This is a genomic window from Bradyrhizobium sp. USDA 4369, from assembly GCF_054056435.1.
The window spans coordinates 8,317,902-8,333,124 of the sequence record NZ_JBSRYH010000001.1 but is presented as its reverse complement, the minus strand read 5'-3'; the positions used below and the strand labels follow the sequence as shown (position 1 = coordinate 8,333,124).

Genomic DNA, 15,223 nt, shown 5'->3' with positions numbered 1-15,223 from the left:
CCATGACAAAGCAGCGCGACAACAAGGCTGGGTAACGCTTTCAGCGAGAGCGCTCGGCAGCGTCGGAAGTTTGGCAGGATTGAACTTTAGCGTCAGCGGCTTCGCCACCGGGGGCCGGCTACTCTTCGCGAAAGATGAACGTTCCTTCGAGAACTACCGCGGGAACTGCTCGGCCGTGCCAAGGTGACGAGCTATCCTGCCTCCGGCGCACGTTCCTTCAAACTTCAACGTGAGTTCGTCGTCGCTACCGAAAACGGTGTGCCCATCGGCATGCTTTGTTTTCAAGTTCTCCCTTCCTTTTAGAGCCATTCGGCGAGCGTTAGTGCTCCGACTGTCGGAGCAGGCCCGGGTTGCGAAGTCGGGGCGAGCGTGTTTGGATGATCCTCGGCGCGGCTCGGTCAGAAGTCCGCCCCAAGTCGCCGGTTGAAACGCCCTAGAGATAAAGGATTGGATCAGCACTTCGAGGCTCTTCGATCTCGGTGCATCGGCGGCAGAATCGCCGACGAAAAGCGGATGCGCGCCGAACCTTCACCGACGTGTTCGCGCACACGCTGAGCGCACAGCCCGATGCCAGTCATAATCCGGCTCAGGAGATGCCCGTGGCGCACCAACCCCTGGCGGCCATCCTCGGTGAGCTTGTCGGCATGCTGCTTAGCACGACTGCAGCTTTGGCCTCGACCGGCTGCGCCAACAGTGCTCATGTCTCAGATATTCAGCGGAGTGCTCCGGGTGATCGCGGACCTGCTTTTCGCGAAAATACCGCTTCTTCATTTCTCAGGCGACATCATTGCATGCTTTCTCGGGCTACCGCTGTTGGCCAAGAACAAATTGACCAGTAGAAATCCGTCTTACGACATCGGCCGCGACGCAAAGTCCGCCCGCTCCAACAGGACGGATATGACAATGCCGGAGACCAATCCCCAAAAGGGGGCCCCTACATTCAACAATGGCATGTCAGCAATGGTCACGAGAAACGCCACCAGCGCGCCGAAGGAGAAGCGGTTGGCGAACGCCGTAACGAAAGTCGTCTGCAACACGCTCAACATCGCGAGGCCTGCCAATGCTGCAACAAAGGACTTTGGAGTGTTGAGGAGCAGTCGGGTGAAAGTTGGCGCAAACAGCCCGAACATGATCGACAGAAGACCAACCACGATCCCGGCGACATATTGGCGTTTGCGCTCGCCGCTGCCGACGATGATGGCATTCGTCGGCCCTGTCAGGCACGTGCTGATGGCGCCAACAAGGGCGCTGGCGAACGCGCCGACCCCACAGGCGATCGTCACCGCAGTGACCGGCGGATTGTGCCCCGCTGCCTTGAGTACAGCGAAGCCCTGACCGTTCTGCACGACCAAGACGGTGATCGCCAGCGGCAAGACAAGCTCGACCAAAGCAGCGATCGACCAAGCCGGGTCCTGAATGACCGGTCGGATCAACTCGAACTCCAGCGGCGACGAATCCTCGAATCTGCCGAGGACGATCGTGGCAAGCGCGCCAACCACCAGCGCTCCGATGATGGGCGGGCAGCGGCGGCCCAGCCCTGGGACCGAGGACAGGAGCAGCCAGACCGCCACCATGGGTCCGGCGACAGCGCCGTCCGCGAATACCGCACGGACGAGGTCGAGGCCAAAACGCAAAAACACGCCGGCAACCATTCCCATCACTATCGGGAGCGGAACCAATTCCGTCAAGCGCTTCACCCAGCCGCTTCCACCCAGCACCAGGATGAGAGCGCCCGTGACGTAGTATGCTCCGACGACCTGATGAAAATTCAGGTGCGTCAATGACTGTCCGACCAGAACCGTGCCGGGAATCGTCCAGAAGAAAGCTAATGGCTGTCGATAAAGCCAGCAGAACAGGATCGTGATCAAGCCATTAATGAAGAAGGCACCGAAGATCCAGGACGCAATTTCGCCTTCCGAAAGTTCACCCTGCAAACCGGCTGTCAGGATGATGGCCATCGGAGCAGTCGCGGCAAAGAGCCAGCCGATGAATCCGTTCGAGGCGTACAGCAACCCAAAATCAGAAATGATCTTTCCGGATATTGACGGTCTATCAGTTGGCCGTTCGAGATGGGGGAGCATGGACAGCTAGCACCAGCGAGAAGTATCGGTGACCAATCCTACCAAGAGGCAGCTCGATACGATAGTCCGCAATCGGTTAGGAGCCAGGTGGTCCGCCGACGTCTCCAGAATGGCTTTTCTTGAACGAATGCCGCCTTGGCGAGGCTGCCCCCGGCACAAGGAGCCTCGCGACTCAGCCCCTCTTTCGGATTGTGCGATGACGCTGTGAAAGGGCACAAGCGTGCGGCGCGCTTTGGCACTAGTCCGATCGAAGGCCAGATCAGCAGGATCAAAGCCATCAAACGACAAATGTATGGCCGGGCAAACTACGCGTTATTGCGACGACGCGTCCTCCTGGCTGCTTTGCAACCTATCCAATCCCGATCGCTCATGCTTTGTCGCGCTATAGTGCTTCGCGCACTGCGCATGCCGGCTTCGTGCTCGATACGCTGGAACAGGCACTGCACGATCGGCGGCCGATCCATCGCGGCGGGCTCGTGCATCATAGCGACCGACGCAGCAAAGGCGGATTCAAGCGGTCGTCGCAACATCGATTTTGTTACTCATGGTAGCCACTCGTCAAGCGCCTCCGCCGGCGTTTTCCATCCCAGCGTCTTTCTCGGTCGGGCGTTGAGGGCGGCAGCAACGGCGGCGATCTCGTGAACGCTATGGACGCTCAGGTCTGTGCCTTTCGGGAAGTACCGACGCAGCAGAGTGTTCTCGTTAGTGCCGCGCTGCCATGGACTTTGCGGATCGCAGAAGTAGACCTGCACGCCTGCATCGATCTTGAGACGATCTTGTTGGGCCATTTCGGCCCCTTGGTCCCAGGTCAGCGAACGGCGCAGCTCTTGTGGCAAGGTGATGATGGTGCGAGTAATCGCGTCCCGCACGTTCAGCTCCGTGTCCCGCGAGCGCAGGCCCATTCTTGATGCGCGGAGCTTCGCCGTGCCCCATGAGCCGTGGAAGATGCAGCAGCATCGTGAACCGCGTTGTGCGCTCGACCAGCGTACCAATCGCTGAGCTGCCAAGACCAAGGATGAGGTCCCTCTCCGAGTGTCCCGGCACTGCTCGATCGGCTGCTTCGGCGGGGCGTTGACTGACCATGATCTCCGGCGAAACAAAGCCCTTGCCTCGCCTTCTTACGCGCGCTCTGGGCACTCTTAGCACACGTCCCGTTTGCAAGCAGGCCGTCAGTTCGCGGCGTAGCGCTCCCCGACCTTGAACGAAGAGAGCGTGATAGATGGCTTCGTGGCTGATGCGCATCGTGTTGTCGTCCGGGAAGTCGATCGGCAAGCGTCGGGCAATCTGCTCCGGGCTCCAGGCACCTCGGCCGCTGCCGTCTGTGCTGCGCGACCAAAGCGGCTGAGCCGAGTAGCCGCAGCGTCTCTTAGCTAACGGATGGTTAGTTCTTCCCGGAGGCCGTTTGATCAAAAACGGTTTCAGGGACCCGGCGGCGCACCAAATATCACCGGTGGCGCGTGTAGGTCGACCGCTCTGCTCATCCAACCGATATGCCTCCTCGAAGGCATCGTACGCGTCAGACGAGGGATCAACATCGAGATCAGCAATTGCCTCGAAAACATCCACGGCCACGTTGAACATGCAGGGCTGAATGTTCACAATATTTCCGTACCATTTGAATGCGGCAAATGCGGAGCGGATTTTCTTGATGCCGCCGCTCGGTCTCAACTTGCGCGCGTTCGATGAGCGAACGCGGCACAAGACACACGATCATCAGGTCTGTCGTCATTGGCGGGAGCTCATCGAGGGGAATGAGCTTGATTTCATGGACGGGCTCGACGTGGTGATGGAACAGATTGCGCAGCGCCTTCAGGGCAAGGAAGTTCGCGGATCCGAACAGGTCCCGACCGGCTTGCTTTTTGAGCTTGTCATTCAATCCGTAAAGGGCATTCAGGAAATTGAGCAGTGTGTCGGGATCCGGCTCTTGAAGCTGGTTGAAGTAGGATCGGAAAAACCGGTCGATCGCTGCGTTCAATGAATCGGAGCCCATGGGCGCTGTCTGGATGGACTTCGTATCCAAACCGCGCGATTCTGCTATAAGCATTGGGTCAAATTGAGATCTGGGAACCCGTTCGCGCAAGCACGCACCCTTTCATAGATGGCACCATCGTCACCGGGGGTGCCCAGCGTGAGATAGGTATGTCTTTCGTCCTGCCGGGCGTAGACAATCCATTCACCGGTCAGCCGCCGGGCTTGACTGCGATCATGATATCCGAGGTGACGAATTCGTGCAGCATGAAGCCGATCAGCTTGTCGTCGGGAACGGACATGTTGGTGGCCGCTTCTTCGACGGGGTCGGCGAAGCTGTTCGCGCGCCAGTGATTATCGACATTCGTCGGAATTAAGGCGGCTTGATGATAATGCTTATGCCGCAGGCCTCGCAGCGGTGGCCTTGTAAACAGTGACGGGGGTTTGGTGAGGCTCGGGCGGGCGATGGGATGTTCCTCCAGAGTGGCTATTTCATCAAAGACCGCAAACACACTGCCGGTGCGCCCCTCGTACACGTTGGCGAGTTCGCAAACAAGACCGGCAGAGTAACGGCCGTTCACCAGGTGAAGATCGAGGTTGTCACGGACGTAAGACGTGCTGTGGTCGAGGGCAGTTGATTCCATTGATGACATTCGTAAAGGCGACGGGTAGCCTCCGGCTCGACTATCTAAGGACGAGAATCGCCAGTTGGTGGATGCCGGATGATGTCGTGTTCATTGAAGAGATGCCGATGACGGCGACGGGGAAATCGGAATGCGTCACTACGCGAGAAATTTGAGGGTTGTGTGTTGCCCGAAAAACAGAGCTCGAGCAGACCTCAGCAGCCGCCACAGCGCAGCGGATGATCATCGCGGAATTTGATAAGCACGGCGTTTGTCTTGGTCACCCTAGACCGTACCGGCTCGTGGTCGAGGATCTCGCTGACCGTCTCATCGATCGGATGCGGCGCGCCGCCACAGCCAGTCAAGCCTAAAACTAGCAGGACGGTAGCCTGGCTTCGCGCACTTACCTCGATCGAGAAACATGCCGGTGAAGGTATCCGGACCGCTTCGCCGAGGTTGTCGATCTGTACGGAGGGCCCGCATTTCAATAGGGTCGACGCGGAACTGCCAGTGGGGCCGCTGCGAATAGATTTCCACAATTGAGGGAGCGGCCGAGGCGGATCGAACGTCCATCTCATTAAGCGGAAATCAAGATTTCGTGCACCGTTGACAGGCCTGCATACGATGGAGTAAATCTAACGTATGTTAGAAAAGCTGCTTCAAGGGGTGGATAATGTCTAGCGCGGATCATCGACCGCCGGCAGATCCGGCGTGCTTAACTTCCCCAACAAACTTTGTCGATAGCGATAGCGCCGAGGTGAGGGCTTTCGTAGAGTCTGCTTTGCGCAACCTGAACTCCAGCGCTTCCGATACCGAAAAGGCAATCCGACTGTTCGAAGCGGTGCGCGATGGCATCCGATATGATCCCTACACGTTTGAACTGAGCCCCGATGCTTATCGCGCTAGCGTGGTGGCAGGGGCGGAGTCTGCTTTTTGTGTGCCCAAGGCGATCTTGCTGACCGCCTGCCTACGTGCTGTTGGCATTCCCGCTGCATTGGGCTTCGCCGACGTTCGTAACCATTTGAATACGCCAAAGCTAACCGAGCTGATGCAAACGGATCTCTTCATTTACCACGGATACGTGCAGCTGTGGCTCGACGGGAGGCCCTACAAGGTTACGCCGGCCTTCAACATGGAGCTATGCAAGCGCTTCGGAGTAAAGCCTCTTCTCTTCGACGGGACGTCTGACGCTCTGTTTCACGAGTTCGACGAAAAGAATCAGAGGCACATGGAATATGTTCATGACCGGGGCTTGTACGTGGATGCGCCAATCGACGAATTCCTGGCGGCGTTCAAAGCAACCTATCCCAAGCTGGAGGAATTCAACCGTTGCCGGATCGCGGGGCAGAGCGGCTTTGACGATGGTTTTGCGCCGACGGAGGAAGGGCATCGGCCGTGAAGTACTTGGAGGATTTCAAGGTCGGACAAATTTTTGCGTTCCGCACCCCTCCCTTAAGCAAGGACGAGATAATTTCGTTCGCCAGGGAATGGGATCCGCAGCGGCTGCATACGGATGAATACTATGCCAAGCAAATCCATGGCGGTCTGATCGCATCGGGGTTCCAGACACTCCTCCTCGTATTCAGGCCGATTATGCGGGACTTCATGACGGGGGTCGCAAACATCGGTGGTTTGGGTTTCGAGAGACTATCTTGGAACGCGCCTGTGCGGGCGAATGAGCCGCTTGATGTTACATTGAAGATGCAGGCAGTGAGGCCCTCCCAAACCAAGCCCGATCGGGGTGTCGTCAGCTACCGTGTCGAAGCGCGCAACATGGCAGGAGAGCCCGTGCTGACCGTCGATACCGCCGCGATGGTTAAGCGAAAGGCAGCGCCGCCGTCATGAGCAATGTGAGGGCGCATTCACAGGACGATTTGCGGATGCTGCGCGGAAGCGTGCGCACACTCTTTGAGCGCGCGGGCGGCATCGCACGCGCCCGTAACGCTCGCGACAAGGGCTGGGACCGACAGGTGATGAACGAACTGGCCCATGCTGGCGTGCTCGGTGTCGCCGCCCCAGAAGCGGTCGGCGGACTTGGCATGGGACTTACAGCGGCCGGTGTGATCGTGGAAGAAGTTGGTCGCGCGCTCACGCCCGAACCGGTGGTGTCAGCCATCGCACTTGCGATCGGAATGATTCAACGGGTATGTCCTGGCGATGCGATGCTCGCTACGGCTATCAGTGGCAAAATCGCCTGCGCCCTCGCTTGGCAGGAACGTGGTCTTCGAGGTTACTCTGACCAAATGGCATGCCGTTTCGACGGTAAGGTGCTGAACGGCTCAAAGGCCTGGATTGCCGGGGCCGTCGGCGCGGATCAATTGCTCGTGGTTGCGCAAAATGATTCGAAGCCCGTTCTCGTTGCCCTCGACGCTGATGGCAAGGGGATCTACTCGGAGCTGCGGCGACAGTCCGACGGAAGCCAGCTCTGCGACATCGGCTTTGTCGACGCCCCAGGTAAATTGCTGGCCGAAGGCTCGGTGGTATCGGAAGCGTTGTCCACCGTCGTCGCCGACGCCACGGCGCTCGCCGCCGCCGAGCTGGTCGGCGTCAGCGCTAAAGCACTCGAACTGACCCTCGATTATGTGAAGACGCGCGAGCAGTTCGGCAAGCCAATCGGGTCGTTTCAGGTCATCCAGCACCGCGCCGTAGACCTGTATGTCGCTCAGCAGGTGGCCGAGGCGGGGGTGAGCGAGGCGCTGGCACGGATGGATGTGAGCGCCGATCAGGGCGCGCGCATACGTGAGGCGAGCCGCGCCAAAGCTCGCGCCTGCAGCACGGCCAAGAGGATCACCCGGGAATCGATTCAACTCCACGGTGCAGTCGGCTATACGGACGAGTTCGACATCGGCTTGTTTCTGAACCGTGCGCTTGTGCTTTCGGCCTGGCTCGGGGATGCCGCCTACCACCGGGCTCGTTGGATGGACGCTCTTGAGGCAAATGAGGCAGGTCGATGACCGACTGGAATGCACTGAGTGACGAAGCGTTCCGCCGCCAGGTTCGCACCTTCTTCGAGACCGAGTATCCCGAAGAGCTACGCCATCTGCCGCATCGGGCGAAGTTCGCCGAGATCCGCCAATGGCACGAGAAGCTCTACGCCAAGGGCATGGTCGCGCCTGCTTGGCCGGTCGAATATGGCGGCATGGGTCTGGAAGCTTCGAAGCTCCTCATCTTTTATGAAGAGCAGCAGCGCTGGGGCGTGACGCGGGGCCGCGACATGGGTGTGCAGATGGTCGGCCCCCTTATCATCAAGTTTGGCACCCAGGCGCAGAAACACTACTGGCTGCCGCGTATCCTTACTTGTGAGCACATCTGGTGTCAGGGCTACTCCGAGCCGGGCTCGGGGTCCGATCTCGCCAGTCTGCGCACGAGTGCCGTGATCGACGGCGATTATTTCGTGATCAATGGGCAGAAGATCTGGACCACGATGGCTCATGACGCCACGCACATCTTTATGCTGGTGCGCACCGATTCTCATGCGCGAAAAAAACAGGAGGGCATCAGCTTCTTGCTCGCCGAAATGAACCAGCCGGGCATCGAAGTTCGCACGATCACGACGCTCGCGGGTGAAGACGAGTTCTGCGAGGTATTCTTCGACAATGCTCGCGCGCCCCGCGAAAACCTGGTTGGCGAACTGAACAAGGGTTGGACGATGGCCAAGGCCCTGCTCGGCTTCGAGCGAATCTTCATCGGTGCGCCCAACCTGGCGCAAAACGCACTTGTTCAGTTACGGACGATTGCGCAAGGGCGCTGCATGTTCAACGATCCGGTGTTCCGCGATCGCTTTGCGAAAGTCGCTCTGGATGTTGAGGATCACGCGGCGCTCTATAGCCGCTTCGCCGACCAACTCAAGCGCGGCGAAATGCTCGGTCCCGACGTGTCGATGCTGAAGATCTGGGTCACTGAGACGTTCCAAGAGATTACCGAACTCATGATCGAATCCGCCGGACCTGACGGCGGCCTGATCGGTCCCTTACAGCTCGGCAATGTCGGTGTTGACGTGCTGGCGAACTTCTACAAGGCGCGACCGACCACGATCTACGGCGGGACGAATGAGATCCAGCGCAATATCTTGTCGAAAGCCGTTCTCGGCTTGCCTGGCTGATAGATAATTGCCCGTACATTGAAGGAGGAAGAACACACCATGTCTGACCGCTATGCCAAATACAACAAACTGAAATTCGACTATCCGGCGGACCGTGTTCTTCGGATCACGTTCGATCGTCCCGAAACCTTCAACTCCGTGGATGCGGAAACGCACACGCAAATGACCGACATGTGGATTGATGTCGACCGCGACCCCAACATCAACGCGGTTATCGTGACGGGGGCTGGCAAGGCGTTTTCGGCGGGGGGAGATTTCAGCCTGATCGAAAGAATAGCGGGCAACTTCGACGAGATGATGAGAACCTGGAAGGAAGCCAAGGATCTCGTTTACAACATCATCAATTGCAACAAGCCTATCATCTCGGCGATCAATGGCCCAGCCGCGGGTGCGGGGCTCGTTGTCGGAATTCTGGCTGACGTGTCGATCGCAGGCAAGCGAGCCAAGATTGTTGACGGGCACCCCCGCCTGGGGGTTGCCGCAGGTGACGTAGCGGCGATCATTTGGCCGCTGCTCTGCGGCATGGCCAAGGCAAAGTATTATCTTCTGACGTGCAAGGCAATCTCCGGCGAAGAGGCCGAGCGCATTGGCTTGGTATCCATGTGTGTCGACGATGATCAACTGCAGCAAGTCGCTCTCGACACTGCAGTTGAGTTGGCAAACGGCGCGCAAAGCGCGATCCGCTGGACGAAATATTCACTGAATAATTGGTTGCGCCAGGCCGGGCCAATCTTCGACGCTTCCACTGCGTTCGAGATGCTGGGTTTCATGGGCCCTGACGTCAAGGAAGGCGTGCTGTCACATCGGGAGAAGCGCGCTCCGAATTTTCGCAAGGACTGCCCTATTTAGTTTGCGCGGGAGAGAGGTAGCGAGCATATGCCCGACGCGATTTACCGGAAGATCGCTGCAGCCTATGGCCAGGCGGCACGTAAGGCGCCCGGCCTAAAGGCACGCTTCGATGCGGCGGGTTTCGACCCGGCAAGCATCAGATCATTGAGGGATCTCTCTCGCCTGCCGGTTCTGAAGAAAGAACAGCTCCTGGCACTCCAAAGGGAAAATCCGCCCTTTGGAGGCTTTCTCGCAGCCGATCTCGAAAGCCTGTCGCGGATCTATGTGTCGCCCGGACCGATCTTCGAGCCCTCATTGGCGGGAGGTGGCGGGCACGGCCTCAAGGAGCTGTTCAAGGCTGCGGGGATCACGGTGGGCGATCTCCTCCTGAACACATGGTCCTATCATCTGGTCCCGGCAGGTCTTTTGTTCGACGAAGCAGCGCGTGCAGTCGGCGCGACGGTCATTCCCGGTGGTACGGGAAACCGTGAGCTGCAGGCGCAGATCATCGTTGAAACCGGCGTGACCGCGGTCTGCGCCAGCACGGCATTCTTCCTTACATTGGCGGATACGGTAATCGAGGCGTATGGGCGGAACGCTTGGAAGGTCAGATCAGCATTCCTCGGCGGCGAGATGGGCGACTGGATGGCGAAACGGCGTCGTATCGAAGCGGACTATGGCGTTACAACCTGGGCCGCCTATGCGACGGCCGATCTGGGTCTTGTGGCTTATGAGGATGACGGCGAAGGGTATGTTGCGCATCCCAATCACGTGGTGCAGATCTGCGATCCCATCAGTGGGGAACCCTTGGCCGCCGGCGAAACCGGTGAGATCGTGGTGACCGCACGCGACGCCAACTGGCCGATGATCCGCTTCGGCACCGGAGATAGCGGCTTCGCTCTTGAGAGTGACGGAGATGGTCGCGTTACGCGTCTTTCGGCCTTGCAGGGACGAGTCGGCGCGGCCGTAAAAGTCCGTGAGATTTTCGTCTACCCCCGCGCCATCGAAGAAGTGGTTATCGCGACCCCAGGCGTGCGCGCCGCCCAGGCGGTTGTGACATGCGAGAACGATCGGGATACCGTGCGCCTCTTGCTCGTCGCCGAGCCCGGCGCCGATCGTATCATGGCCCAAACACGTGCCATCGAAGCTTTTGCCACCAGTGCACGAATCCGGGCCGATGGCGTGGAATTTATCGATCTCCTGGAGGAGAACGCGTCGCTGATTGTAAACAAGAAAGACGCTTAGCCGGCGTGAGATCCAGCGCGCAAGGCGCGCCGCCTCGTTCGTTTGCTCGTAGAGGGCAAGTCGCGATGGTGAAGCGAAGGACCGGCATCGTACTGAAGGCCATCCAACAGTAGGCTCTGCAACATCACAATCAATTCAGACAGCGAATAGTATCCATCGCGTTGGCCCTTTTCTGGATTGAACCACTCTACAGTCCAGTTGAGCGCTCCCAGCATGGCCTGCCGCAAAGGCACAACCTTGATATCGGAGCGCAGCTCACCCGCTTCCTGCGCTTTGCGTAAGCAGTCATCCCAAAGGTTCGCGTACTTGTGTCGTATTGGCTGATGACGTGCTCGCACCTTCTTGGGTAGCTGCCCGAAAATGCGGATATTCGCAGACGTAAATTCGCTCAAACGAAAGAGGTACTCCATATGGGTACGGATCGCTGCGGCGATCCGGCTGCGGTGATCGGGAAACTGATGTGTCTTCGAAATGGTCGACGACATTCCGCGCAGGACCGCTCGCAATCCAATATCGAGCACTTCGTCGAGTATCTCATCCTTTGAATTAAAATGATAATAGATGCTGCCTGCTTCCATGCCGGCTTCTTGCGCGATATCTCGCATTGTTGCAGCCTTGTACCCTCTGTCGCGAAAAATCCGCGCTGCAGCGGAGAGCACTTGGACGCGGGTGCGGGATGATTTGCTGTCGTCGGAATCAATCAGGTCCAGGGTTTCCAGTTCGATTGGACCTGGCTGTTTCAATGGCATGCCGCGTGCGGTGGACATTCCGTCCAAAAGAAGTTTACACAAGCGCTCAGACAGCATGCTTACGGGATAGCGCGTCGCATCATACCATTCGACTGTCCAATTCATTGCTCCCAGCACGAACTGTCGCAGCGGTACGACTTTGATGTCGCTCCGAATGTCCCCGGCCGTTTGAGCCTCTGCAAAGAAATTGTCCCACACGGAGGTGTAGGCTTGGCGCAGTGGTCGATGGGTCACGCGCATGTCCTGAGGAAGCCTCGAGTAATTTCGGATATTTGCCGAAGTGAAATCACTTTCTTTCAGGAAATACGTCAAGTGCGCGTCGATCATCAAGGCGAATGTCTGTCGGAAATCCCTGCCGGAGAGCCGGCAATCCTCTCGGACCTTCTGCACGGCGTCGAAAACGTGCCGTACGCCCAATCGAAGGATTTCGTCGAAGATCGCCTCCTTCGACGCAAAGTGATAATATAGGCTACCCGCCTCCATACGCGCAGCCTTCGCGATCTTGCGGAGCGTCGTGGCATCGTATCCTTCATCTCGAAATAGCTTCGCGGCGGCGCTCAGGATGAGGGCGCGCGTCTGCTCCGACTTGCCATGATTTTTTCCAGTAGTTCCAAGCTGCGGTGAGGGCGAATTCATATTGTGTAATTTGCCTCTAGACATCGAAATAGCAAGTGCGATAATCTAACATACGTTAGAATTTGGTCGCCTAAGGTTAGAACACCTATGGCGTATCCGCGGAAGGGAGGGGTGATAACCATGCGCGGGCTAAAAGGGAAGCGGACAATCGTAACCGGCGGCGGCAGCGGGATCGGACGCGAAGTATGCAAGCGATTCGCCGAAGAAGGCAGCGAGGTCGCCGTATTCGACATAAATGCCGCGGGTGCGACTGAAACTGTGAAGATCATAGGGGACGCAGGTGGCAAAGCGACTGCCCACGCCGTTGACATCACCGAACGTGCGGCAGTCGATGCGGCTGTGGCCGAGGTGGAGAAAGGCGGGCCCATCAATGTTCTGGTCAACAATGCCGGCTGGGACGTCCCTCGACTTTTCCTGGAATCCGACGCAACGCTCTGGAAAAAGGTTATTGACATTAACCTCTACGGTCCCCTGAACATGCATCACGCGGTACTTCCGGGCATGGTTAGAAACGGAGGCGGGCGCGTGGTCAATATCAGTTCCGACGCGGGCCGCGTTGGCTCCTCAGGCGAAGCTGTTTACTCGGCCTGCAAGGGCGGCATTATCGCCTTCACCAAGACAGTGGCGCGGGAATTGGCGCGCAAGGGAATACAGCTCAATGCCGTGGCCCCAGGGCCGACCGACACACCGCTTTTCGCCGAATTCTCGAAGGGCGAAGGTGGCGAGAAAATCGCGGAAGGTCTCAAGCGTTCCATTCCGATGCGACGGCTCGCGCAACCGACCGACTACCCGGGGATCATCTGCTTCCTTGCCTCCGACGACGCTGGTTTCATCACCGGCCAAGTGATTTCGGTCTCCGGCGGGCTGACGATGCATGGATGACGCGCGCGACGGCGGCGCCCTCAACTTGTGGATTGATACGGCCGGACCGTGCCGAGATACCGTATCGGATGAAATGGTATGTTTACGCCATCTAAAGACATCCAGGACTGCAGCGCGATCAGAGCTTTTCTCACGCGCTGCGGCCTGACAGATTACGAAAGTCTCGTCGCGCGGGCCGACGCTGAACCCGATTGGTTCTGGTCACAAATTCTCGATCTTGCGAACGTGCGCTTTTCGCGTCGTTACCGAACGTTGCGGGACGTGAGCGGTGGGCCAGCCGGAATCCGTTGGGCCGCGGACGCCACTCTCAACCTCACCGAGACTTGCCTTGACGCTCGTATCGAAGTTGGGCTCGGGGAAAAAGCCGCCATCGACTGGATCGGCGAAGACGGGGAACGGCGCGTCTGGACCTACCGCGATCTCGCCTGCGAAAGCGCCCGGGTTGCCAGCGCCCTGGCCGCCCGCGGCGTAGGCGCGGGTGATGCGGTTGGCATCTACATGCCGATGGTGCCCGAGATCGAAGCGGCCCTCCTGGGCGTTGCGAGGCTCGGCGCTATCGCCGTCCCCCTGTTCTCCGGATACCCGGCGCCGGCCGTGGCGGCACGCTTGAACGACTGCACGGCCAAAGCGGTTTTGACGGCCGATGCGAGTAGGCGTCGCGGCAGGCCTGTTCCCATGGAATCCGTGCTGGTTGAGGCTCTGGCCGACGTATCCAGCGTGCACACGGTGATCAGCCTGCGCCGCTTCGGCGGCAGCGCCGCCGACCCACGGCGGGATCTGGACTGGGCTGCCACAGTCGGGGCCGCAAAGGCGGATTTTGCACCTGTTCCGGTTGCATCAGAGGCGCCGCTGATGATTGCCTACACTTCTGGGACAACCGGCCGGCCCAAGGGGGTGGTTCACACGCATCTCGGTGTGCAGGCGGCGGCAACGACCAATTTCTTGTTGTGCCTCGACTTGAAGCGCGAGGACCGGCACCTGTGGATGACCGATATGGGCTGGGTTATGGGCCCGCTGACCCTAATCTCGACGCTTCTGGCGGGCGCGACACTGGTGCTGGCCGAAGGGGCGCCCTCCACGCCGGACGATCCATTCCGCCTGCTGCGCCTCGCGAGCGAACACGGCGTTACCCATCTTGGCGTCGCGCCCACGTTGGTGCGACAGTTTATGAGAAGCGATCCCGGTCCGCTGGCGCGGTACAATCTCTCCGCTCTGCGCATCGTCGCTTCCACCGGCGAACCCTGGACCGAGGATGCCTGGCTCTGGCATCTGGAACACATCTGCCGCCACAGGGCGGTGCCACTCAACATCTCCGGCGGGACTGAGCTTTTTGGCGCAATCCTGACGTCGACCGTGCTGCACACGTTGCGGCCCTGCGGTTTTTCCAGCGAGGCGTTGGGCGTCGGGGCGAAAGTGCTGCGACCGGATGGGTCCGAGGCGACAGACGGCGAGATGGGCGAGCTGGTGGTCACCAAGCCGCCGCTGGGCCTGACCCCGACGATCTGGCGGGATCACTCGCGATATCTCGAGACCTACTGGTCCGATTACCCCGGCGTTTGGCGGCATGGCGATTGGGCGCGCCGCGATTCCGACGGAACATGGTTCATTCTCGGCCGTTCGGACGACACACTCAACATTGCCGGCAAGCGTATCGGCCCGACCGAGATCGAGGCCGCACTAACCGCCACTGGTAATGTAATCGACGCCGCTGCAATTGCAGCGCCGGATGATCTAAAGGGCCTAGCTGTGGTCTGCGTCTGCGTCCTCGCCCCCGGCGTGAAAACCGACGACACCTTGGTGGAGCAACTGAAGGACAATGTAGCCGCCGCGGTCTCCCAACCTTTCCGCCCGCGCGAGATACACTTTGTCGAGGCGCTGCCAAAGACTCGCAGTATGAAGACCATGCGCCGCGTCGTCCGCGCGGCGTTTCTGGGCGAGAATCCGGGCGACCTGTCGCCGTTGCAGAATCCCGAGGTCATTGCTCCCATCGCTGCATTGAGGAACAAAGGCCGCTGAACGCCGTCTTGGAAGGGAGCGACAGGCTGCAACTCATCGACCGCCCCGCCAAGGGGGATCGCCGCTTTGGTATGGTATTGTCGGTCCTTCGAG

The 15,223-nt window shown here is 59.1% G+C and carries 12 protein-coding genes and 1 pseudogene; 9 read left to right on the top strand and 4 right to left on the bottom strand.

All coding sequences use genetic code 11. From position 1 onward, the window contains the following. Positions 1–848: 848 nt before the first annotated feature. Positions 849–2,081 carry a benzoate/H(+) symporter BenE family transporter gene (locus ACVIJ6_RS37635; RefSeq protein ID WP_057199274.1) on the bottom strand — a complete coding sequence of 411 codons (1,233 nt, stop codon included), beginning with the start codon at positions 2,079–2,081 and terminating at the stop codon, positions 849–851. Between the two features lie 510 nt (positions 2,082–2,591). Then, a pseudogene (locus ACVIJ6_RS37630) lies at positions 2,592–3,380 on the bottom strand (IS30 family transposase); the annotation flags it as partial. Between the two features lie 292 nt (positions 3,381–3,672). Between ACVIJ6_RS37630 and ACVIJ6_RS37625 the strand changes: the two are divergent. Then, complete coding sequence (locus ACVIJ6_RS37625) at positions 3,673–4,059, top strand: hypothetical protein (protein WP_057199273.1); 387 nt, start codon at positions 3,673–3,675, stop codon at positions 4,057–4,059. Positions 4,060–4,261: 202 nt separating this feature from the next. On the opposite strand, the gene ACVIJ6_RS37620 is transcribed toward ACVIJ6_RS37625, so the two are convergent. Then, positions 4,262–4,693 carry a hypothetical protein gene (locus tag ACVIJ6_RS37620; RefSeq protein ID WP_057199272.1) on the bottom strand — a complete coding sequence of 144 codons (432 nt, stop codon included), beginning with the start codon at positions 4,691–4,693 and terminating at the stop codon, positions 4,262–4,264. Positions 4,694–5,453: 760 nt separating this feature from the next. Here ACVIJ6_RS37620 and ACVIJ6_RS37615 point away from each other — a divergent pair. From ACVIJ6_RS37615 to ACVIJ6_RS37590, 6 genes are read left to right on the top strand one after another with little or no spacing between them, the layout of a single operon-like run. Then, positions 5,454–6,071, top strand: coding sequence for a transglutaminase-like domain-containing protein (locus ACVIJ6_RS37615; RefSeq protein WP_230646583.1), 618 nt, complete (start codon positions 5,454–5,456; stop codon positions 6,069–6,071). Beyond that, positions 6,068–6,517 (top strand): MaoC/PaaZ C-terminal domain-containing protein, encoded by a 450-nt coding sequence (locus tag ACVIJ6_RS37610; protein WP_057199270.1) that lies wholly within the window; start codon positions 6,068–6,070, stop codon positions 6,515–6,517. Before ACVIJ6_RS37615 ends, ACVIJ6_RS37610 begins: the two co-directional genes overlap by 4 nt. Continuing rightward, positions 6,514–7,626 (top strand): acyl-CoA dehydrogenase family protein, encoded by a 1,113-nt coding sequence (locus ACVIJ6_RS37605; protein WP_024343075.1) that lies wholly within the window; start codon positions 6,514–6,516, stop codon positions 7,624–7,626. The genes ACVIJ6_RS37610 and ACVIJ6_RS37605 overlap by 4 nt, the downstream gene beginning before the upstream one ends. Then, positions 7,623–8,774: an acyl-CoA dehydrogenase family protein gene (locus tag ACVIJ6_RS37600; protein ID WP_057199269.1), complete on the top strand. Its 1,152-nt coding sequence runs from the start codon at positions 7,623–7,625 to the stop codon at positions 8,772–8,774. The genes ACVIJ6_RS37605 and ACVIJ6_RS37600 overlap by 4 nt, the downstream gene beginning before the upstream one ends. 39 nt (positions 8,775–8,813) lie before the next feature. Continuing rightward, positions 8,814–9,623: an enoyl-CoA hydratase/isomerase family protein gene (locus tag ACVIJ6_RS37595; RefSeq protein ID WP_057199268.1), complete on the top strand. Its 810-nt coding sequence runs from the start codon at positions 8,814–8,816 to the stop codon at positions 9,621–9,623. A 27-nt stretch (positions 9,624–9,650) separates the two neighbouring features. Next, a complete protein-coding gene (locus tag ACVIJ6_RS37590) occupies positions 9,651–10,847 on the top strand; it encodes a phenylacetate--CoA ligase family protein (protein ID WP_057199267.1) in 1,197 nt (398 codons plus the stop codon). Here the strand turns inward: ACVIJ6_RS37590 and ACVIJ6_RS37585 are convergent. Next, positions 10,844–12,232: a TetR/AcrR family transcriptional regulator gene (locus tag ACVIJ6_RS37585; RefSeq protein WP_063997042.1), complete on the bottom strand. Its 1,389-nt coding sequence runs from the start codon at positions 12,230–12,232 to the stop codon at positions 10,844–10,846. The genes ACVIJ6_RS37590 and ACVIJ6_RS37585 overlap by 4 nt on opposite strands. Positions 12,233–12,352: 120 nt before the next feature. Here ACVIJ6_RS37585 and ACVIJ6_RS37580 point away from each other — a divergent pair, with 120 nt between their 5' ends. Further along, on the top strand, positions 12,353–13,114 hold the full coding sequence (locus ACVIJ6_RS37580; protein ID WP_057199307.1) for a glucose 1-dehydrogenase: 762 nt from the start codon (positions 12,353–12,355) through the stop codon (positions 13,112–13,114). Positions 13,115–13,192: 78 nt separating this feature from the next. Further along, positions 13,193–15,130 (top strand): AMP-binding protein, encoded by a 1,938-nt coding sequence (locus ACVIJ6_RS37575; protein WP_057199266.1) that lies wholly within the window; start codon positions 13,193–13,195, stop codon positions 15,128–15,130. The last annotated feature ends 93 nt before the right edge of the window (positions 15,131–15,223 follow it).